This window comes from Azospirillum oryzae (assembly GCF_900177515.1).
In the GTDB taxonomy this organism is placed as follows: Bacteria; Pseudomonadota; Alphaproteobacteria; order Azospirillales; family Azospirillaceae; genus Azospirillum; species Azospirillum oryzae_A.
On record NZ_FXAK01000010.1, the window covers coordinates 291607 to 312110 of the forward strand.

15 protein-coding genes are annotated in these 20504 nt (G+C 70.8%); 10 read left to right on the forward strand and 5 right to left on the reverse strand.

The window, feature by feature from the left end; translation table 11 throughout:
- Positions 1-139: 139 nt before the first annotated feature.
- Together B9N97_RS33100 and B9N97_RS33105 are read left to right on the forward strand one after the other, a co-directional pair.
- Entirely contained in the window at positions 140-535 is a 396-nt protein-coding gene (locus B9N97_RS33100; RefSeq protein ID WP_085092067.1) for a hypothetical protein, read from the forward strand.
- A gap of 144 nt (positions 536-679) precedes the next feature.
- Positions 680-1108, forward strand: a complete 429-nt coding sequence (locus B9N97_RS33105; protein ID WP_244561066.1) for a hypothetical protein — start codon at positions 680-682, stop codon at positions 1106-1108.
- Between the two features lie 33 nt (positions 1109-1141).
- Here the strand turns inward: B9N97_RS33105 and B9N97_RS33110 are convergent, their stop codons facing one another.
- On the reverse strand, positions 1142-2203 hold the full coding sequence (locus tag B9N97_RS33110) for an HD-GYP domain-containing protein (RefSeq protein WP_085092068.1): 1062 nt from the start codon (positions 2201-2203) through the stop codon (positions 1142-1144).
- Positions 2200-2670, reverse strand: coding sequence for a response regulator (locus B9N97_RS33115; RefSeq protein WP_085092069.1), 471 nt, complete (start codon positions 2668-2670; stop codon positions 2200-2202). The genes B9N97_RS33110 and B9N97_RS33115 overlap by 4 nt, the downstream gene beginning before the upstream one ends.
- 297 nt (positions 2671-2967) lie before the next feature.
- On the opposite strand from B9N97_RS33115, the gene B9N97_RS33120 reads away from it, so the two are divergent.
- The 5 genes from B9N97_RS33120 (at position 2968) to B9N97_RS33140 (ending at position 12742) form a co-directional block, all read left to right on the forward strand.
- Entirely contained in the window at positions 2968-3690 is a 723-nt protein-coding gene (locus tag B9N97_RS33120) for a LuxR C-terminal-related transcriptional regulator (protein WP_085092070.1), read from the forward strand.
- 223 nt (positions 3691-3913) lie between these two features.
- A complete protein-coding gene (locus B9N97_RS33125) occupies positions 3914-5551 on the forward strand; it encodes a hypothetical protein (protein ID WP_085092071.1) in 1638 nt (545 codons plus the stop codon).
- Entirely contained in the window at positions 5551-9003 is a 3453-nt protein-coding gene (locus B9N97_RS33130) for a PAS domain S-box protein (protein ID WP_085092072.1), read from the forward strand. The genes B9N97_RS33125 and B9N97_RS33130 overlap by 1 nt, the downstream gene beginning before the upstream one ends.
- Before the next feature lie 197 nt (positions 9004-9200).
- Positions 9201-11282, forward strand: a complete 2082-nt coding sequence (locus tag B9N97_RS33135) for a methyl-accepting chemotaxis protein (RefSeq protein WP_244561067.1) — start codon at positions 9201-9203, stop codon at positions 11280-11282.
- Between the two features lie 218 nt (positions 11283-11500).
- Complete coding sequence (locus B9N97_RS33140; RefSeq protein WP_085092073.1) at positions 11501-12742, forward strand: MFS transporter; 1242 nt, start codon at positions 11501-11503, stop codon at positions 12740-12742.
- Positions 12743-12750: 8 nt separating this feature from the next.
- Here B9N97_RS33140 and B9N97_RS33145 read toward each other — a convergent pair whose 3' ends face one another.
- Positions 12751-14631, reverse strand: a complete 1881-nt coding sequence (locus tag B9N97_RS33145; RefSeq protein WP_085092074.1) for an FHA domain-containing protein — start codon at positions 14629-14631, stop codon at positions 12751-12753.
- 126 nt (positions 14632-14757) lie between these two features.
- Between B9N97_RS33145 and B9N97_RS33150 the strand changes: the two genes are divergently transcribed.
- The 3 genes from B9N97_RS33150 to B9N97_RS33160 all read left to right on the forward strand — a co-directional run bounded on the left by B9N97_RS33150 (position 14758) and on the right by B9N97_RS33160 (position 18072).
- A complete protein-coding gene (locus tag B9N97_RS33150; RefSeq protein ID WP_244561068.1) occupies positions 14758-16230 on the forward strand; it encodes a D-alanyl-D-alanine carboxypeptidase/D-alanyl-D-alanine-endopeptidase in 1473 nt (490 codons plus the stop codon).
- A gap of 145 nt (positions 16231-16375) precedes the next feature.
- On the forward strand, positions 16376-17026 hold the full coding sequence (locus tag B9N97_RS33155; RefSeq protein WP_085092076.1) for a chemotaxis protein: 651 nt from the start codon (positions 16376-16378) through the stop codon (positions 17024-17026).
- 74 nt (positions 17027-17100) lie between these two features.
- Complete coding sequence (locus B9N97_RS33160; RefSeq protein ID WP_085092355.1) at positions 17101-18072, forward strand: endonuclease/exonuclease/phosphatase family protein; 972 nt, start codon at positions 17101-17103, stop codon at positions 18070-18072.
- Between the two features lie 24 nt (positions 18073-18096).
- On the opposite strand, the gene B9N97_RS33165 is transcribed toward B9N97_RS33160, so the two are convergent.
- Both B9N97_RS33165 and glxR read right to left on the reverse strand, forming a co-directional pair.
- On the reverse strand, positions 18097-19362 hold the full coding sequence (locus tag B9N97_RS33165; RefSeq protein WP_085092077.1) for a glycerate kinase type-2 family protein: 1266 nt from the start codon (positions 19360-19362) through the stop codon (positions 18097-18099).
- Positions 19363-19607: 245 nt separating this feature from the next.
- Positions 19608-20492 carry a 2-hydroxy-3-oxopropionate reductase gene (gene glxR, locus B9N97_RS33170; protein WP_085092078.1) on the reverse strand — a complete coding sequence of 295 codons (885 nt, stop codon included), beginning with the start codon at positions 20490-20492 and terminating at the stop codon, positions 19608-19610.
- Between the last annotated feature and the right edge of the window lie 12 nt (positions 20493-20504).

The following is a 20504-nucleotide window of genomic DNA, read 5'->3' on the forward strand; positions in this document are numbered from 1 at the left end:
TCCTTGGCAACCTGCGATCCGCCTTGCCGGACGGCACGCGGCTGCGATACGCCATGCCTGTTCGGATAAGGCAACGGAACAGTTGGCTTAAGGCGGGCCGGTCGGTTAGCCTTTGCAGGAGTAAACCGGAGCATTTGCCGTGGACAAGGCCTTGGTCGAGAAGAACCGCGAGTGGACCTATCAGCGTGAAGGAAAGCAGCCCGTCACCATCCGGGTTGCCGATTTCGAGCGCGAGGGGAAGCGCATCGTCGCTTTCCTGGAACAGACCGACATCGCCAAGGCGGCCGGGTCGCCCCAGCCCGCCGTGAATGACTGGCCCCGCATCGCCGAGGCCTATGCGCAGGAACAGGGCGTGTCGCTGAGCGACATCTATTGGTACGAGCTGCACCCGCGCCGCTTCGCCAATGGCCGGCCCAATGTGTCGGAATACCGCCCCGGCATGGCCGAATGGCGCTTCGAGACCAGCATCCCGCTCGCCCGCGCCATCGTGGAGCAGCTGGGCTTCGATCCCGACAACCTGCCGCTCGACATCTGATCGCCCTGCATGGCGCCCTGCCATACCGTCCTCTATGGGCACCCGCGCGCGCAGCCCCTGTGATGCGCCGCGGGACCGGTGTATGATGCCTGCCGGAGCCATGCGATCGGCGGGATAGTGACCTCGCGTCGTGGCGGGAGACGGATGATGAAGACGGTGCGGGGGGCGGTCGCCCTGGGTGCTGTGATGCTGGCGGCCGTGGCCGCCGCCGCAGTGATGTCGGTTCCGGGAACGGCGCAGGCGCGCACGTCGGTGTCGGTCGGCATCGGCATCGGGCCGGTTTTCCCCGGCTACGGCTATTACCGCCCCTACCATTATTATGCCCCGCCGCCGCCGGTGGTGCAGTATTACGCGCCGCCGCCGGTCGTCTATGCGCCCCCGCCGCCGGTGGTTCAATATTATCAGCCGCCGCCGGCCGCGGTCGGCGTCGATCCGGCCGGCCCGGTCTATTATTCGCGCAACGGCCAGCAATGCCGCGAATACCAGAGCCGCGCCATGGTCGGCGGCCGGTCGCAGCCGGTCTACGGCACCGCGTGTCTCCAGCCCGACGGCACCTGGCGCATCGTCAACTGACGGCGCGCCGCCTGCCCCGGTCCTGCCGGGGGCTCACGCCTCTTCGGGGATGAGCGCCGGCAGTTCGTCGGCGTTTTCGTGATGAATCCGGCAGACCTCGTCCCAGCGCGACAGGAAGGCGTCGAGCAGGGACGGGTCGAAATGCAGGCCGCGGTTCTGGACCATGTAGGCGCGCGCCTCGTCCAGCGTCCATGACCGCTTGTAGGGGCGGGTGGAGGTCAGGGCGTCGAACACGTCGGCGATGGCGACGATGCGGCCGGACAGCGGGATCCCGGTCCCGGCCACGCCGTTGGGATAGCCGCTGCCGTCGAATTTCTCGTGATGGCCGAGCGCGATTTCCGCCGCCAGCCGCAGGAGCGGGATGTCGCTGTTGGCCAGGATGCGGTGGCCGATGGCGGCATGCTGGCGCATCACCGTCATCTCTTCCGGGGTCAGACGCCCCGGCTTCAGCAGGATCATGTCGGGAATGCCGATCTTGCCGATGTCGTGCATCGGCGCCGCCTTCATCAGCTCCTGGGCATAGGCGGCGCCGCAGCCGGCCGCTTCGGCGATCAGCTGCGAATAGAGCGCCATCCGCTCGATATGGGCGCCGGTTTCGGGATCGCGGTATTCGGAGGCGCGCGACAGGCGGTTGACCAGTTCCTCCCCCTGGCGCTGGAGGGCGGCGGTCACCCGCTCCACCTCGTTGGCCAGCAGGGCGGCGCGGTCGCGCAGCAGGGCGCGGCTCTGGCGCAGGGCCAGCAGGTTGCGCAGCCGCGCCTGCACCTCCGGAACGACGACCGGCTTGGTCAGGAAATCGTTGCAGCCCTCGTCCAGCGCCCGCACGCGGATGTCGACCGCCGTGTTGGCGGTGACCATCACCACCGGGACGGTATCCAGCCGCGCATCGTCACGGATGTGGCGCAGCAGCTCCATGCCGTCCATGTCCGGCATCATCTGGTCCAGAAGGATCAGGTCGGGCTCGTTCCCGCGCAGCCACTCGACGGCGTCGAGCGGGCTTTCCATCGTGACCGGCTCGACATCGTCCAGCCGGCGGACGATGGCGGCCATGATGAACAGGTTGGTGCGGTCGTCGTCGACGATGAGGATGTTCATCCTGCGGCCCCCGCCTCTTGTTCGGCGGCTCTGCGGGCGGCGATCAGCCGGCCGGCTTCGGCGAGCAGGGCCTTCAGGTCGACCGGCTTTTCGAAGGCCGCCTCGGCGCCCAGCAGCCGGGCCATGCCCGGCAGTTCCATCCGCAGGCGCAGGCTGCCGCCGGTCACCGCGATCAGGGGCGGACGCGATTTCTGCTCCTTCAGCCGCAGGATCACCTCGTACCCGTCGGCCTCCGGCATGATGATGTCGGTCACCACCAGATCGACCGTGTGGCCGGCCATGATGGCCAGCGCGGCATTGCCGTTCTCCGCCTCCAGCACGGCGTAGCCGGCGCGGTGGAAGGCGGTGCGCACCATCTCGCGGAAATCGGGATCGTCGTCGACCAGCAGGACGGCACCGGCGGGGGCGGCGGGGGGAGCGGATTTGGGAGCGGATTTGGGCCGCAACTCGTAAAGGGTCATGTCCATGGTCGCCGCTTCCGTCTTCCGCCATACATCGGTGGGTTGCACCGGATGGAATTTGCTAAGCCACAGCATAGACGTCTACCGATGCGCGCACCCGCTGTGTCTGGGATAGCGGGGGCGGGAAATGGGATAGCGGGGATATTATCCCGCGCCCCGGAAAAGGCCGTGCAGGACGCTCCGGCGCAATTATGACTGACGTGAAATATGGCAAAGCCACGAAAACTTAAGATTTCGGACGGCATAACAGGGAATGTTGATACCTTGGGATGAGTGTTGGCCGAAGGTGGCGGAGGCTGGTTGATGAAGATCTTGGTGGCGGACGACCATCCCCTGTTCCGCGACGCGCTGGAGCTGTCGATCCGTCAGGCATGGCCGGATGCGGAGGTCGGCTGCATCGGGTCGTTATTGGAATTGCCTGTCCTGCCGAACTCGGACGACGGCGCCCCCGTCACGGTCTTCCGGTACGACCTCATCGTTCTCGACTGGCGCATGCCGGGTGCGGAGGGAAGCGACCCGATCAGCGTGCTGCGCCGGTTGGGGGTTCAGGGGCCGGTCGCCGTGGTGACCGGGGCGGAGGATGCGCTGACCGCGCTGGAGGTTCTGCGCTGCGGTGCCGAGGCCTTCCTGCCGAAGACCACGCCGCGCCGCATCCTGGCCCAGGCCCTGCGTCTGGTGGCGGAGGGCGGCAGCTTCGTGCCGAAATGCGTGGCGCTCGACCTGATGCAGATGACCGACCTGTCGCTCGACATCGACGAGGCGGAGGAGGAAGAGGGGCCGTCGCCGGAGGGGGAAGGGGCGACGTCGTCCCCCCTGACCGACCGGGAACGGCAGGTGCTGTCGATGCTCGCCACCGGTGCCACCAACAAGGAGATCGGGCGGCACCTGAGCCTTCAGGAGGTGACGGTCAAGCTGCACACCCGGCGCATCCTGCGCAAGCTGGGGGCGCGCAACCGCACCGACGCGGTACGCCGCGCCCAGCAGGCCGGCCTGCTGTCGCGCATCCTGAACGAAGCGTCGCCCTGATCCCCGTCCCCCTAACTCCGTCGCCCGGTCTCATCGGATAGATAGGTGCATGGTCGCATGGGGAACCGCATAGGGGTGGTCCCAGCAGCATGATCCCGCCCTTTCTGGTATGGTCACCCCGTTCTCGCTCCCCTGGCCCGGCAGTCCGCCTTCGTGCGGCGCCGCCGGGGCGGGCGCAACCGCAAGACCGCTGCAACCCGAGTCGCTGCAACCCGAGCCGCTGATGAGCCCATCCGACCATTCCCTGTCCGGGCCGCGCGCGGGCCGAACCGTTCCTGCCGGCGCTTTCGGCAGCGGCGTGGCGGTGCCCGTGATCGCCGCGCTGGCCGGGGCGGCGGTGCTTCTGCTGTCCGTGCTGGATCCCGTGCGCGAGGCGTTTCCCTGGCTGCTTCCCCTGATGGCGGCCGGCAGCGGTGCGGCGGGCGGGCTGGCGCTTCTGTCGATCCGGAGCGCGCGCCGCCGTCCCGCCGGAGACGGCGGGCCGCAGGCCCATCCCGTACCGGTTCCCTCGGCGTCGCCCGACGGGCCGGCGGTGGAAAGCTCCACCGCGATTGCGGCTCATGTCGCCACCCTTGAGGAGGCGCTGCGGCAGTGCGGCCGGCAGGCCGTCGAGCGGCTGCGCAGCCAGCAGATCGCGGCGATGGATGCCCGGGCCGACCTTGCCGGCGCCATCGTCCACGACATGAACAACACGCTGGGCGCGGTTGCCGGCTATGCCGACTTCCTCGTCTGCGACCTGCCGGAAGGCTCGCCGCAGGCCGACTATGCGGGCCGGGCCGTCGCCGCCGTCGACCGCGCCCGCTCCGGCCTCCGCCGGCTGGTGGCGGAAGCCAGGACGGAGCCGGTTCCACTGAAGCCCGAACGTGCCGCGACGGTCGTGGACGAGGCCGCGGCGCTTCTGCGCTCGGTGTCGGCGGCGCCGGGCAGCCTTTCCATCCGTCATGACGCCGCCACGCCCGACCCCATCTGCAACGCCGGCCTGCTGGCGCGGACGCTGGCCGGGCTGGCGGCGCAGATCCTCGCCGCCACCGGCAGGGGCGGCGATGCCCGGCTCTGCCTGCGCGCCTTCTTTCCGGCGGACGCCCACAAATCGGCCGGCGATCCGGATGCCGACGCCGCCGCGGCCGGCTGGACCGTCCGCCCGCTGCTGACGCCGCTGCCGGGTCCGCACGCCCTGTTCGAACTGCGGGTCGACGGCCCGCCGCTGGCGGACGAGGTGCTGGCGGGGCTGGCCGATCCCCTGCTGGCCGCCCGCGCCTGCTACCGCCGGGGCCAGACGGCCGGGACGGAAGACGCCCATTGGCCGGCGGCCTTGCAGACGGCGCGGCGCCACGACGGCGGCCTCAGCCTGCTGACCCACCCGGCGGAAGGCACGGCGGTGCGGCTCCACATCCCCGCCGCATCGCCGGCACCATCCCTGTCCCCGGCCCCGGCGCGGCACCATGTCGCCCCGGCATACAAGATCCTGGTGGTGGATGGCGATCCGGCGTCCGGCGACCGCTTCCAGGCCGGGCTGGAGCGGCAGGGGTTCGAGGTTTCGGTCTGCGAGGATCTCCGCGAAGCGCTGGAGGTCGTCACCGACGAGCCGGGCTTCTTCGACGCGGTGGTGATCGGGCCGGGGCTGAGCGCGCTTCCGGCCGGCCAGGCGCTGGTTGGCCGCCTGAAGGCGCTGCGGGCGGACCTGCCCTGCGTCCTCTATGCCGCTTCGGGACCCGCCTCCGGGGGGCCGGGAGCCGAGGCCGGCGGTCCGGCCGACCTGCTGCTGCCGCTGCCGGTCGATCTGCCGCGGTTGGCGCGCGGGGTGGCGGCGCTCGCCGCGGGCGGTCCGCGGTACGCGGACGATGAGGGAGAGCGGCGCTGATGGGCGGGCGCTTTCATCTGCAGGGCTTCATCGCCGCCATCTGGACGGCGACCCTGGTGATCGCCGCCGGGCTGTGGGCGGCGGCCCTGGCGCTCGCCCATTACGACGATGCCGAGGCGATGGCGCGGGCCGAGCGCGACAGCGGCAACCTCGCCCGCGTCGTCGCCGAGCAGGCGACCCGGGCCATCGCCGAAGCCGACCAGATCCTGCAGTTCCTGATCGACGACTTCCACGAGCATGGCGACAGCTGGACCCCCGGCCGGGCCCGCATGCTGCGCCAGGCGGTGGATCGGTCGGGCATCCTGGTGCAGCTGGCGGTGATCGATAGGCATGGCGACCTCACCCACACCAGCGTGGAGGATGCGCCGGCCCGCGTCCGTCTGGCCGACCGCGAGCATTTCCGCGTCCATGTCAACAACCCGAATGCCGGGCTTTTCATCGGCAAGCCGGTGTTCGGCCGGGCGTCCGGCAAATGGTCGATCCAGCTGACGCGGCGCGTCGACAACGGTGACGGCAGCTTCGCCGGGGTGCTGGTCGCGTCGATCGACCCCTTCTATTTCAGCCGCTCGCTGGAGGAACTGGACGTCGGTCCCAACGGGGCGGTGGCGATCGTCGGCACCGACGGCATCCTGCGCGCCCGGTCGCAGATGACCGACCGCATCGTCGGCCGCGATGTCGGCGAATCGCCGGTTCTGCTGATGGCGCGCCGGCAGCCCACCGGGTTCCTGCGCGTCGCCAGCGTGATCGACGGCATTCCGCGCCTGCAGTCCTTCCGGACCCTGGCGACCTATCCGCTGATCGTCATCGCCGCCTTCGACGAGGCGTCCTTCCTGGCCGACACCAGAACGCGGCAGCGGCTCTATCTGCTGGCGGCGGCGGCCTGCAGCCTCGTGCTGGTCGGCATGGCGCTGCTGGCGACGCGGCAGACGGCGCGGCTCGCCGCATTGGCCCGCCGGCTGGCCCAGAGCGAGGAACGCTTCCGCGATCAGGCGGAGACCGCCTCCGACTGGTTCTGGGAGATGGACTCCGACCTGCGATTCTCGCATCTGGCCGGGCCGCTGGTGCCGCACGTCGCCAACGGCACGCTGCCCATCGGGTTGCGGCGGGAGGATGTGGCGCTGCGCGAGCCTGGGGATGGCGCCAAGTGGGAGCGGCACCGCCAGCTGATGGAGCGACGGGAGCCGTTCCGGAATTTCCGCTACCGGGTGATGACGGCGGCCGGTTTGCGCTATTTCAGCGTCAGCGGCCGTCCGGTCTTCGACGAGGGCGGCCATTTCCGCGGCTATCGCGGCTCCGCCACCGACGTCACCGAGCGCGAGCAGGCCGCCAACCGGCTGGCTTCCAGCGAGGCGCGCTACCGCGCCATGTTCGAGGCGGTCGGCCAGCCGATCGTCACCATCGACGAGCATGGCACCGTCGATGCCTTCAACCGCGCGGCGGAGCGGCTGTTCGGCTACCGCGCCGCCGACGTGGTGGGCGGGCCGATGACCCGGCTGATGCCGAGCGCCGTCGGCGCGGTGCATGACGGGCTGCTGGCGACATACCGCGGGAGCGACGCCGCGGTCCCGCGGTCGGAGATGCGGGAGCTAACCGGCCGCCGCAAGGACGGCAGCGAGTTCCCGCTGGAGGTGACGCTGGCCGGCTGGCGCGAGGGCGACCGCCGCTATGTCACCGGCGCGCTCCGCGACGTCACCGCCCAGCGCGAGATCGAGGCCAGCCTGCGCCGCGCCAAGGAGGCGGCCGATCAGGCCAATCGCGCCAAGGGCGAGTTCCTGGCGACGATGAGCCACGAGATCCGCACGCCGATGAACGGCGTCCTCGGCGCGCTGGCCCTGGTGGAGGGGCCGAACCTGGACGACGACCAGCGCCAGCTGCTGGAGGTCGCCAACCGGTCGGGCAACGCGCTGCTGCAGATCATCGACGACATCCTCGACCTGTCCAAGCTCGAGGCCGGCAAGGCGGAGGTCGAGCCGGTCGATTTCGAACTGCGCGCGGTGCTGGGCGACAGCATCGACCTGCTGGAGCCGGCCGCCTGCGGGCGCGGCCTGATCCTGACGCGGGAGGTGGCGCCCGCCGTGCCCGACCGCGTGCGCGCCGACCTGCGCCGCATCCGGCAGGTGCTGGTCAATCTGGTCGGCAACGCGCTGAAGTTCACCAACCGCGGCGGCGTCGCCGTGCGGGTCGGGCCGGAGGGGGAGCCGGCGGCGGACGGCAGCTTCTTCCTGCGCTTCGAGGTGGCCGACACCGGCATCGGCATCCCGGAGGACGTGCAGCCGACCCTGTTCCGCCGCTTCACCCAGGGCGACAGCTCCACCACCCGGCGCTTCGGCGGCACCGGGCTGGGGCTGGCGATCAGCCGCGAGCTGGTGACGCTGATGGGCGGGCGGATCGGCGTGACCAGCGCCGAGGGCAAGGGCAGCACCTTCTGGTTCACCGTCCGCTGCGAACCCGCCGCCGACCCGTCGGCCGGCGTGCTCTCCGTGCCCTGCGCGCCGGAACCGGTGCCGGCCGGCGGTTCGGAAACTCCGACGGCGGCGGGCCTGCATGTGCTGGTGGCCGAGGACAACGAGATCAACCGCGACATCGTCGTCACCATGCTGCGCCGCGCCGGCCATCGCGTGACCGCGGTGGAGGACGGGCTGCAGGCGGTGCGGCTGGTGGAGGAGGGCGGATTCGACCTCGTCCTGATGGACGTGCAGATGCCGGTGATGGACGGCGTCACCGCCACCCGGCACATCCGCGCCATGCCGGGCGAGGCGGGCCGCCTGCCGATCGTCGCGCTGACCGGCAACGTCATGCCCGGCCACCGCGCCGAATATCTCGCGGCCGGCATGACCGCCTATCTGACGAAGCCCATCGTGTCGGCCGACCTGTATGAGGTGCTGAGGACGGCCGCTATGCCGCGGGCGGCGGAGGGTGTGGCCGAGGACGGCGAAGATGGGGCGAGCGCCGGCCGGTCCCCCCCGGCGCGGCCTGCGGCCCTGCCGCGTCCCGTCCCGCCACCCGCGCCGTTGCCCACCCTGTCGCCCGCCGCCAGGGGCCCGGAGCATTGGCGCACGGCGCCGCTGCTGGATATCGAACAGGCCGACTCGCTGCGTTCGGTGATCGGCGACGAGGCCTGGGGCCAGACGGTGACCGCCTTCCGGCGGACGGTGGACGACAGCGTGGCCGCGATTCGCGATGGGGCTCGGCGGGATGGGGATGGGACGCCGCTGGTCCGCATGGCCCATACCCTGAAGGGAACCGCGGCAAACATCGGCGCCGTGCGGCTCAGCCGTCTGGCCTCGCTGCTCGAACAGCGGGTGCAGAGCCCGGGCGGCTGTCCCGACGGCTGCCTCGCCGGCGATCCGCTGGCCGAAGCGCTCGGCCCCGTCGCCGACGCCACGCTGGAGGCGCTGTCGTCCCACATCCGGCCGGCAGCCGACAGCGAAGCCGAACATGCGACGGTATGAGGAAATGAAACATCGCGCCGGCGATTACTTTGTTTCCGGCTGTGGATGAGGTCATTGCCAAAGGAAAACAGCGACCTGCGGTCGCAGATCTTTGGTATTATCAGTGATACCGGTGACGGAATGGTTTGAAAGGTCTAGAGTGCGTGGTGATCGGCCGCCGCCGATCATTCGTACTCTTAACCAATGAAGTCCTCACCATGATCGCTGCCGGCAACATTCTCCACGTCATCTCGATCCGGGCGAAGGTTGTGGCGGTCGCGGTGTTCGTCTTCGCCGCGGTCGGCCTGTCCTCCGTCCTCACCATGCGCGACATGGGGCGGCAAACCGATCGCCTGTCCGACGTCCAGCGCGAGACGCACGACGTGGTCGGCAGCGTCATCCCCCTGGTGTCGCTTGTGGGCGAGATCCGGTTCGACGTGGTGCAGACCCAGCAGTGGCTGACCGACGTGTCGGCCACCCGCGGGCTGGACGGGATGAATGACGGGCCGGAAAAGGCGGCGGATTACGCCCGCCGCTTCGCGGAGCACACCGCCAGGGCGGCCGAACTGGCGCGGGCGCTGAAACTGCCGCAGGTGGTGGCGGAGATCGAGCGCACCAACAAGGCCTTCGGCCCCTATTACGAGATGGGGCGGCGCATGGCGCAGGCCTATGTCGACGGCGGCCCGGCGGCCGGCAACCCGATCATGGGCCAGTTCGACCAGGTCGCCGACGCCATGGGCGACAGCCTGGAGGCGCTGGGCGCCAGCGTGGTCGCCGTCAGTTCGGATCGGCTGAAGGAACTGACCGCGGGCATCGAGGCGGTGCGGGACACGGCGGACGGGCTGCGCTGGACCCTGATCGGCGCCGGGCTGGCGATCCTGCTGATGGCCGCGGCCTGCGTCGTGTTCCTGGAGGCGGCGATGATCCGCCCGATGGAGCGGCTGCGCCGCGCCATGGTGGCGCTGGCCGGCGGCAATCTGGATGTCGAGATCGGCCTGACCGAGCGCCGGGACGAGATCGGCCACATGGCCGACACCGTCCGCGTTTTCCAGGAGGGTGCGCAGGAGAATGCGCGCCTGCGCGCCGCCCAGGAGGAGACCCGCCGCCGCGGCGAGGAGGAGCGGCGCCAGGCGCTGGAGTCGATGGCGGAGAAGGTGGAGCGCGAGACCCGCGTCGCCGTCGATCATGTGGCCGAGCGTACCAGCCGAATGAGCAGCAATGCCGGCGCCATGGCGGAATCGGCGGTGCAGGTCAGCGACAACGCCCAGAACGTCGCCGCCGCCGCCCAGCAGGCGCTGAGCAATGCCGAGACCGTCGCCGCCGCGACGGAGGAACTGTCGGCCGCCATCGGCGACATCGGCATGCAGGTGTCCGCCGCCACGCGGGTGACCGGCCGCGCGGTGGAGCGGGCCGGGCTGGCGCGGTCCACCATCGAACGGCTGTCGGCCTCGGTCGAGCGGATCGGCGCGGTCGCCCGGCTGATCGGCGACATCGCCAGCCAGACCAACCTGCTGGCGCTGAACGCCACCATCGAGGCGGCGCGGGCCGGCGAGGCCGGGCGCGGTTTCGCCGTGGTGGCGAACGAGGTGAAGAATCTCGCCAGCCAGACCGCGCGGTCGACCGAGGAGATCGGCTCGCTGATCGCCGAGGTGGAATCGGTGACGGCATCGGCGGTCGGCGCCGTCGGCGAGGTGTCGGACACCATCGACGAGGTGGCCGGCATCTCGTCCTCCATCGCCGCCGCGGTCGAGGAGCAGGCGGCGGCGACCCAGGAGATCGCCCGCTCCGTCAGCCAGACCAGCGACGCGGCGAAGGAGGTGTCGGTGCGCATCCGCCGTGTCTCCGCCGAGGCCGACGCGACCCAGAGCCGCGCCGGAGAGGTGCGGACGGTCGCCGTCGATGTCGCCGGCGGCATCGATTCCCTGCGCAACGTGCTGATCCGCGTCGTCCGCACCGCCACCACCGACGTCGACCGCCGCCAGCGCCCGCGCTTCGCCCTGTCGGTCGGCTGCGTGCTGGAGGGGGCCGGCGCCGCACCGATGCGCGCCACCGTCGCCAACCTGTCGGCGGGCGGCGCCATGCTGACCGGCGTGCCGGACCAGATGATCGGCGGCGTGAGCGGCCGGACACTGAGCTTGCGCATCGATGGGGTGACCCGCCCGCTGACCGCCCGCATCAAGTCCAGCGAGCATGACCGGCTGCACGTGAAGTTCGACCTGTCCGACGCCGACCAGGAGGTGTTCGACCGCGAGGTGGAGCGTCTGACCCACGGCCTGACGCCGATGGCGGCCGTGGCGTAAGCAGTCGCGTAGGCAGGGCGAAGCGGGCCGCTCCACCGGGAGGATTCCCACGCTAGCCATGCCCGCCGCTCATTTCGCACCTGCGGAAATGGCGGCCTGCGGCGGATTGCCTCAGCGGGGGTCGGGCAAATATCCTGACCTCGCCCCGGTTGCTTTCCGTCTCTCCCTGCCGCCGGGCCCTTCCCGTTCCCATCCTGCGCGACAGCGGAGTAACGACCATGGCTTCTGCCGGCCATAATGGCGACATGCGTGCCGGGACACAGCTGACCCCGGCCCATCCCGGGCTGGTGCTGCTGGCGCTCGCCATGGGCGGTTTCGCCATCGGAACGACCGAATTCGCGACGATGAGCCTGCTGCCCTATTTCGCCCGGGGCCTGGGAATCGACGAGCCGACCGCCGGCCACGTCATCAGCGCCTATGCGCTGGGCGTTGTGGTGGGCGCGCCGATCATCGCGGTTCTGGCGGCAAGGCTGGCGCGGCGGACCCTGCTGATCGGGCTGATGGCGGTGTTCGCCGCCGCCAATGTGGCCAGCGCCTTCTCGCCCTCCTACGGCTGGATGCTGGTCTTTCGCTTCCTGAGCGGGCTGCCGCACGGCGCCTATTTCGGCGTCGCGGCGCTGGTCGCCGCCTCGCTGGTGCCGCCGCAGCGCCGGGCGCAGGCGGTGGCGCGGACCATGCTGGGGCTGACGGTGGCGACCATCGTCGGCGTGCCGATGGCCAACTGGATCGGGCAGGCGCTGGGCTGGCGCTGGGGCTTCGGCGTGGTCGGGCTGCTCGCCCTGCTGACGGTGCTGCTGGTCTGGATCTTCGCCCCCAACGACCGGCCGCATCCGGAGTCGAGTCCGCTGCGGGAGCTGGGGGCGCTGAAGCGGCGGCAGGTCTGGCTGACGCTGGGCATCGGCGCCATCGGCTTCGGCGGCATGTTCGCGGTCTACACCTATGTCGCCTCGACCCTGATGGAGGTGACGCAGGTGTCGCCGGCGGTGGTGCCGGTGGTGCTGGCGGTGTTCGGCGCCGGCATGACCGTCGGCACGCTGGTCAGCGCCTGGGCCGCCGACCGCGCCCTGATGCCGACCGTCGCCTTCGTCCTGCTGTGGAGCGCCGGGTCGCTGGCGCTCTATCCCTTCGCCGCCGGCAATATCTGGCTGGTGTCGGTGGTCGTCTTCATGATCGGCTGCGGCGGCGGGCTGGGCACGCCCCTGCAGGCCCGGCTGATGGATGTGGCGGAGGATGCGCAGACGCTGGCCGCCGCGCTGAACCACAGCGCCTTCAACGCCGCCAACGCGCTGGGCCCCTGGCTGGGCGGCATGGCGATCGCCGCCGGGCTGGGCTGGACATCCACCGGCTGGGTCGGTGCGGCGCTGGCGCTGGGCGGTCTGGCGGTGTGGGCGGTGGCGATGCTGGACGCCCGGATGACCGCCAATACCGAACTTGCGGCCGAAGCCTGCGCCGGCGACTGAGCGGCCTTTCAGCGTCCGGACAAATCCCAGGCGATGCGCGCCGGATGTTCGCCGAGGTCGAGGGAGCCGATGACGATCTCCCCCCGGCCGGACAGCGGCGCCACGTCGCCCAGCTTCAGCAGCCGCTGTTCGCCGTCCTGCGGCACCAGACGGGTGCCGTTGCGGCTGAGATCCTCCAGCGTGAAGGCGCCGTCGCGCAGCCGCACCACCGCATGGCGGCGCGAGGCGGAGGCATGGTCCAGCACGATCCCGCATTCGGCGGCACGGCCGATCACGACGTCTTCGCCGGCGTCGCGCAGGGCCACCGTCCGGCCCTGGTAGCTGAGCGTCAGGCGGGCGGCCGGCATCGGCGGCGCCTGCATGTCGACGGTCATGTCCGTCGGCCGGGCAGCCGGCAGGGCCGCCATGCGCTGGCCCGCCGCGACGCCGCTGCCGGTCACCGAAACGCGCCGGTCATCGGGGATGGCGGCGATCTTGGCGATCAGCCCGTCCGCCAGGGCCCGCGGGATGCCGGCGGCGCGCAGGCGGCGGCCCAGCCCTTCGCGCACCTCCTGGATGGAGGCGCCAGGGGCCGCCAGCTCCGCCGCGGACTTCACCCGGTTGAACTCGTCGGCGACGCGCTGGATGACGACGCTGATCTTCTTGTGGCCGTAGGGGCTGGCGCCGAGGTCGAGCAGATAGCCGAGCCGCCCCGCCGCCGTGTTGAAGCGGCCGGCCAGCCGCGTCATCGTCTCCTCGAAGGGCAGGTCGCTGCCGCCGGTCGCCCAGACGGTCTTGCCGCGGCGGGTCAGCGACTCCGCCATCGCCGGCCCGCCCATGTAGCCGTCGAAGGCGATCATGCCGTCGACGATGGTGGAGAAGGCGCGGGCGTCGCTGGCCGCCCCGGTGCGGGTCAGCGGGGTCAGCCCGTCCAGCCCGCCGCGGATGCGATTCAGCAGCGCCTCGCGCGTGCGGGCGAAGCCGAGCCCGGTCCCGTCGGAGGCCAGGGCGTTGGACAGCGCCAGCAGCGGTTCGGTGTGGGGCAGCCGGTCGTCCAGGTCGCCGCGCAACGCCGCCAGCAGCGCCAGGATGGCGGAGGCGAGGTCGGGCGAATAGCCGATCAGGGCGCGGATCGGCTCCCGCCCGTCGGTGATCTCCGCCGCGAATTCGTCGACCAGCCGGGTGCTTTCGCCGTCCTCTTCATTGTGCAGGCGCAGGACGGCGGTCAGCTTGGCCCCCCATTCGCGGTGCGGTTCCAGCAGGGTGCCGAAGGCGTGGGTGACGATGCGGTCGCGCTCCTCCGCCGGGCGGTCGACGGCGGCCAGCAGCAGGCCGGAAACTCCGCCGCGCATCAGCGCCTGGTCAAAGGGGGCCAGCGTGTCCGATTTCTGGGCGAGGTCCTTCAGCGTCGCGAACAGGCGGCTGAGCTGGTCGTAGCGCTCATGCGGCTTCACCCCCAGCATCGGCGCCTGGAGGGTGGCGAGGCGGCTGATCGAGGGGTTGAACAGCAGCGCCTCACGCTCGAAATAGCGCAACGGATAGTAGCGGTGGAGCTGTTCGGACGGAATGACGCCCTGGTCGTCCCAATAACCGCGCAGCAACCGCAGCAGGGTCATCCGGCTGTCGAAGGAGAAGACCTGCAGCACGTCGGTGCAGAGGTTGGCGCTGTCGATCGGCGAAATGTTCGTCAGCTTGGCGCCGCCGGAGGAGGTCTTCTGGAAGATCGTCTCCTCCCGTCCGGTGCCGGTGACCTTCACCACGCGCACCACCGGGAACTTGGCAAGGCGCAACAGGAAGTTGGCGCGTTCCGTCGCCGACTTCTCGTCGTCGAAGACGCCGTCGATGTTGGGCTTGCCGCCCTGTTCGACCACCACCTCGAAGCGCGCTTCGCGCCGTTTGGACATCGCCATAGCGTCCCCCCTTGACCATGCCCCCACCCGGCATGGTGTCCGGCTACGTCCCCACCCGCTATTTCCAGCGATTTTTCACCAAAATACTTTATGAACCTTAACATCAGAAGCGGAAAGACCCTGACCTTGACCGCAAACCGACAATCGGACAGCAACCCGTCCTGTCCCACATCGCGGCTGTCCATGGGCCGCCGACCGCTTCTCGGTCTGCTTGGGGCGCTTGCCCTACCGGCGCGTGTCGCCTGGGCTACGGGACCGCAGAATGCCACCAATGGTTTAGAAAGTGGTTCGGTCGGATATTTCCTGTTCGATCCCGACAGCGGACGGGCCCTGGAGGAGCGGGCGGCGGACACCGCCTTCATCCCGGCGTCGGTGGCGAAGCTGCCGACTGTGGCGGCGGCGCTGGCGCTGCTGGGGCCGGATCACCGCTTCGCCACCCGCCTGCTGGGGACCGGGCCGCTGGAGGGCGGGGTGCTGCGCGGCGATCTGATCCTGCAGGGCGGCGGCGATCCGGCCCTGGCGACCGAAGGGCTGCTGCAGCTGCTGGCCGGCCTCGGTGCCGCCGGTTTGCGGCAGGTGGCGGGGCGGTTCCTGTACGACACCGCGCTGCTGCCCGAACTGGCGGAGATCGATTCCGGACAGCCCTGGGCCGCGCCTTACAACACCGGGGTCGGGGCGCTGTCGCTGAACTACAACCGGGCCCTGCTGAGCTGGCGGCGCGGCGGCACTCCTGCCGGGCCGGACGCGCTGACGGTGGCCGATGCCGGGCGGCTGCCGCTGGACAGCGTCGCGGTCCGGCCGATGGCGGCGGGCGGAGGGTTTCCGCTGCTGCCGGACGGGGTGGACCGCTGGCTGATGGCCCCGCCCGCCTCCGGCGAGGCGGGGGCCGCCTGGGTGCCGGTGGCGCGGCCGGGGCTGGCCGCCGCCACGCTGTTCCGCCGGCTGGCCGCCGATGCCGGCATCGCCCTGCCGGCGCCCGTGGCCGGAAGGGCGGCCGGTGGGGCGCCATCCGGAGCACCGGCGCTGGCGGTGCTGGACAGCCTGCCGCTGGCGGAGCTGGCGCGCGGGCTGCTGCGCCATTCCAACAATTTGTCGGCCGAGGTGATCGGGCTCGCCGCGTCGCGCCGGCTGGATCCGTCGGCCACCACCCTGCAGCGGTCGGCGGGACTGCTGCAAGGCTGGCTGACGCGGCAGCCGATTGGAGCGGCGAACTGGAACGGTCTGCAACTGGCCAACCATTCCGGGCTGGGCACCGGGTCGCGCGCCACGCCGCGGCAGATGGCGGCGCTGCTGCGGGCCGGCGGACCCGCCCTGTGGGACCTGCTGCCGGGGGAGGAGGACGGCAAGGCGCTGCCCCCCGGCGTCCATGCCAAATCGGGCACGCTGGCCTACGTCAAGGGGCTGGCCGGGCTGCTGACGGTGGCCAGCGGCCGGAGGCTGGGCTTCGTCCTGTTCATCGCCGATCCCGCGCGCCGGGCGGCGATGGATGCCGCGCTCGACCGCCGGGTGACCGCGACGCCGGCGGAGGCGCGCACCTGGGCCGCCGGTGCCCGCCGGTTGCAGGGCGAAATCCTGGAGCGGTGGGCTTCCACCTATTGACTGACATAAGTCATAGGAACGAAGATGGTGTCCTCGCTAAAATGCAGGTCAAAGTTGAAGCGGCCGTAATCGACCTGTAACGGATTGATCGCCGGCCCGGCCGCCCCATATCCGTGCACACCCTGCAGAGAGAACCCCAGATCCGATGATGACAGACCGTTCCTGCACCTCTACCGCGCGCAGCGTCCTGCGCCGCCGGCTGGAACGTCAGGATGTTGCCGCCAACCGCTATCACGACCGGCGGCTGGGGGCGGAGGTCGTCAACATCGTTGTCGGCGGCTGCGTCGTCACCGACGACCCGAACGTCGTCATCACCACCACGCTGGGCTCCTGCGTCGCCGCCTGCCTGTATGATCCGGTGGCGGAGATCGGCGGGATGAACCATTTCCTGCTGCCCGACGCCGGAAGCGACACGCTGTCGCTGTCCTCGCGCTACGGCGCCACGGCGATGGAGCAACTGATCAACCGGCTGCTGAAGGTCACCGGCCGGCGCGACCGGCTGCGCGCCAAGCTGTTCGGCGGCGCCAACGTCAACCTGACCACGCTGCGCAGCGCCAACATCGGCCAGCGCAACGTCGAATTCGTGATGGAGTACCTGGCGACGGAGGGCATCCCCACCGTCAGCTGGGATGTCGGCGGCGCCAGCCCGCGTGCCGTGCGCTTCTTCCCCACCACCGGGCGCAGCCAGCGCCGGCTGATCGGCGACGAGACGCTGCACGACATCGCCCGCAACGAATCGTCCTACATCGAGCATCTGCGCAAGTCGCGGATCGAAGGCGACGTCGAGCTGTTCTGATAAGCTCGACCGGCGGCGTTTCGTCAGCTATGGGCTGCGCCGCCGACACCCGCCGTCCTTCCGCGGAGCGCTTCATGGCCGACACGCTGTTCCGGATCGCCACCTTCAACCTGGAAAACCTGGACGACGATGCCGACGAGCCGCCCTTCGAGGCGCGGATCGCCACGCTGCGCCCGCAGCTGGAGCGGCTGGAGGCCGATATCCTCTGCCTGCAGGAGGTCGACGCCCAGCATCCGGTGAAGAGCGAGCCGCGGACGCTGCGCGCGCTGACCCGCCTGCTGGAGGGCACGCGCTATGCCGGTTACCACGTCACCGCCGGCGATGGCCCGTCGCCGGCCGACCGCCACAATCCGGTGATCGTCAGCCGCTGGCCGATCCGGGCGGCGCGGCTGCTGCGCCATCATCTGGTGCCGCCGGCCCGCGTGCGCCTCGCCACCGCCGACCCGGTGGCGGAGGGGGAGACGGAGGTCGGCTGGGACCGGCCGGTGCTGCATGCCGAGGTGGAGATGCCGGACGGGCGCATCCTGCATGTCTTCGACCTGCATCTGCGCGCGCCCATCGCCGCGCCGGTGCCCGGGCAGAAGGCCGGGGCCCAGACCTGGAAGACGGCGTCCGGCTGGGCCGAGGGCTTCTATCTCGCCTCGATCAAGCGGGCGGGGCAGGCGCTGGAGACACGGATGGCGGTGGACCGGCTGTTCGACGCCGATCCCGATGCGCTGATCGTGGTGGCCGGCGACTGCAACGCCGATCTGGAGCAGACCGCCGTCCGCATCATCCGCGCCGCCTCCGACTTCACCGGCAATCCAGACCTGGCGGGCCGCGTGCTGGAGCCGTTGGAGGAGGCGATCCCGGAAGAGCGGCGCTACACCGTGCTGCATGCCGGCACGGCGGTGCTGCTGGACCATCTGATGACCTCGCCGCGCCTGACCGAGCGGCTGCGCGACATCGCCATCCACAACGAGGACCTGACCGACGAGGTCGACCATGCCGACGAGCCGTCGCCGGTCAGCTACCACGCGCCGGTGGTGGCGACCTTCTCGCTGTAGGTCGCCCCACCGTCAGCTGTGCCGTCAGCTGCGGTCGATGACGATCACCCGGAAGTCGTTGACGTTGGTGCGGGTCGGGCCGGTGACGACCAGATCGCCCAGCGCCTTGAAGAAGCTGTAGCCGTCGTTGTCGGCGAGGAAGGCCTTGGCGTCGAGGCCCTTCTCCTCCGCGCGCTTCAGCGTGTCGGGACGCAGGATGGCGCCGGCATTGTCCTCCGTCCCGTCGATGCCGTCGGTGTCGAAGGCGGCGGCCCAGATGCCGGGCTGGCCGTCGAGCGCCACCGCCAGTGCCAGCAGGAATTCGACGTTGCGGCCGCCGCGGCCCTGGCCGCGCACCGTCACCGTGGTCTCGCCGCCGGACAGGATCACGGCGGGAACCGCGGCCGGCTGGCCATGGCGGGCAACCTGCCGGGCGATGCCGGCATGGACCTTGGCGACCTCGCGCGCTTCGCCCTCGATGGCGTCGCCGAGGATGACCGGGGTGTAGCCGCGGTCGCGGGCGAGGGACGCCGCCGCTTCAAGCGCGTCCTGCGGGGTGGCGATGATGGTGGTCTCGGCGCCGCCGAGGCGTGGGTCGCCGGGCTTCGGCGTCTCGTCCTCCGCGGCCGCCAGGAAGGCGGCGACGGCGGGCGGCGGGGTGATGTTGTATTTGGCCAGGATGGCGCGGGCATCGGCGAAGCTGGTCGGGTCGGGCACGGTCGGGCCGCTGGCGATCACCGACGGGTCGTCGCCCGGCACGTCGGACACCAGCAGCGAGACGACGCGGGCCGGGTGGGCCATGGCGGCGAGCCGGCCGCCCTTCACCGCCGACAGGTGCTTGCGCACGCAGTTCATCTCGCCGATGTCGGCGCCGCTCTTCAGCAGCGCCTTGGCGACGGCGCGCTTGTCCTCCAGCGTGATGCCGGGCGCCGGCAAGGCCAGCAGGGCGGAGCCGCCGCCGGAGATCAGGCACAGTACGAGGTCGTCGGCGGTCAGCCCCTGCACCATGTCGACGATGCGGCGGGCGGCCTCCTGCCCGGCGGCGTCGGGCACCGGGTGGCTGGCCTGCACCACCTCGATCCGCTCGGTCGGCAGGTCGTGGTCGTAACGGGTGACGACGAGGCCGGTCAGCGGCCCCGGCCAATTGTCCTCCACCGTCTTCGCCATGGCCGCCGCCGCTTTGCCGGCGCCGATGACCACCGTGCGGCCCTTCGGCGGCTGCGGCAGGGCCGCCGGCAGCCGGGTCTCGGCGGTCACCGCGGTGAGGGCCGCCTGGAACAGGTCGTGGAGCAGGGCGTCGGTGCTGGTCATGGTCGCTCGGGCGTCGTGGAGGCGGGGCGCTTAGAATGCACGGGAATGCGGGGTTGGCCAATGGTTTGGGTGGGGTGGTGTTTGGTGGGTGGCGCCGGTTGCCCCCTCCCTAACCCTCCCCCGCTTCGCGGGAGAGGGAACTCCGCCGCTTTCGCGCCCACCTCCCTCTACCGCGAAGCGGGGGAGGGAAGGGGCCCATGCGTCAGCATGGGAAGGGAGGGGGCAACCCGGCGCCGAACCTAAGCTCACTTCGACCCGACCTCATGCCCGGCCAGCAGCTCCAGCGCGCGGAGCATGCCGGAGTGATCCCAGGCCGAGCCGCCCTGCGCGGCGCAGGCGTTGAACAGCTGCTGGCAGCTGGCGGTGTGCGGCAGCGACAGGTTCAGCGCCTTGGCGCCGCTCAGCGCCAGGTTCAGGTCCTTCTGGTGCAGCTCGATGCGGAAGCCGGGGTTGAAGTTGCGGTTGATCATCCGCTCGCCATGGACCTCCAGGATGCGGGAGGAGGCGAAGCCGCCCATCAGCGCCTGACGGACCTTGGCCGGATCGGCGCCGGCCTTCGACGCGAACAGCAGGGCCTCGGCCACCGCCTCGATGGTCAGCGCGACGATGATCTGGTTGGCGACCTTGGTGGTCTGGCCGTCGCCGTTGCCGCCGACCAGCGTAACGTTCTTGCCCATCTTGTCGAACAGCGGCTTGACCGTGTCGAACGCCTCCTGCGGGCCGCCGACCATGATGGTCAGCGAGGCGGCCTTGGCCCCGACCTCGCCGCCCGACACCGGGGCGTCGAGGTAGGCGCAGCCCAGGTCGTTGATGCGCTTGGCGTATTCCTTGGTCTCGATCGGCGAGATCGAGGACATGTCGACCACGATCTTGCCCGACGACAAGCCGGCGGCGACGCCGTTCTCGCCGAACAGGGCGGCGCCGACATGGGGGGTGTCCGGCACCATGGTGATGATGACCTCGGCCGCTGCCGCGACCTCCGCGCCGCTCGGGCAGGGGATGGCGCCCTTGTCGGTCAGCTCGGCCGGGACCGGCTTGAGGTCGTGGACATAGAGCGTGTGACCGGCGTCCAGCAGATGCCCCACCATCGGGGTGCCCATGATGCCGAGACCGATGAATCCGACCTTCATGACTTTGGTCCT

What these genes read in the sequence shown, in the direction of transcription:
- B9N97_RS33165 (WP_085092077.1), bottom strand. Translation starts at nt 19,362, where the DNA reads ATGACCAGCACCGACGCCCTGCTCCACGACCTGTTCCAGGCGGCCCTC.
- B9N97_RS33110 (WP_085092068.1), bottom strand. Translation starts at nt 2,203, where the DNA reads ATGAACATCCTCATCGTCGACGACGACCGCACCAACCTGTTCATCATG.
- B9N97_RS33155 (WP_085092076.1), top strand. Translation starts at nt 16,376, where the DNA reads ATGATGACAGACCGTTCCTGCACCTCTACCGCGCGCAGCGTCCTGCGC.
- B9N97_RS33120 (WP_085092070.1), top strand. Translation starts at nt 2,968, where the DNA reads ATGAAGATCTTGGTGGCGGACGACCATCCCCTGTTCCGCGACGCGCTG.
- B9N97_RS33130 (WP_085092072.1), top strand. Translation starts at nt 5,551, where the DNA reads ATGGGCGGGCGCTTTCATCTGCAGGGCTTCATCGCCGCCATCTGGACG.
- B9N97_RS33135 (WP_244561067.1), top strand. Translation starts at nt 9,201, where the DNA reads ATGATCGCTGCCGGCAACATTCTCCACGTCATCTCGATCCGGGCGAAG.
- B9N97_RS33115 (WP_085092069.1), bottom strand. Translation starts at nt 2,670, where the DNA reads ATGGACATGACCCTTTACGAGTTGCGGCCCAAATCCGCTCCCAAATCC.
- B9N97_RS33140 (WP_085092073.1), top strand. Translation starts at nt 11,501, where the DNA reads ATGGCTTCTGCCGGCCATAATGGCGACATGCGTGCCGGGACACAGCTG.
- B9N97_RS33160 (WP_085092355.1), top strand. Translation starts at nt 17,101, where the DNA reads ATGGCCGACACGCTGTTCCGGATCGCCACCTTCAACCTGGAAAACCTG.
- B9N97_RS33145 (WP_085092074.1), bottom strand. Translation starts at nt 14,631, where the DNA reads ATGGCGATGTCCAAACGGCGCGAAGCGCGCTTCGAGGTGGTGGTCGAA.
- B9N97_RS33125 (WP_085092071.1), top strand. Translation starts at nt 3,914, where the DNA reads ATGAGCCCATCCGACCATTCCCTGTCCGGGCCGCGCGCGGGCCGAACC.
- B9N97_RS33105 (WP_244561066.1), top strand. Translation starts at nt 680, where the DNA reads ATGATGAAGACGGTGCGGGGGGCGGTCGCCCTGGGTGCTGTGATGCTG.
- glxR (WP_085092078.1), bottom strand. Translation starts at nt 20,492, where the DNA reads ATGAAGGTCGGATTCATCGGTCTCGGCATCATGGGCACCCCGATGGTG.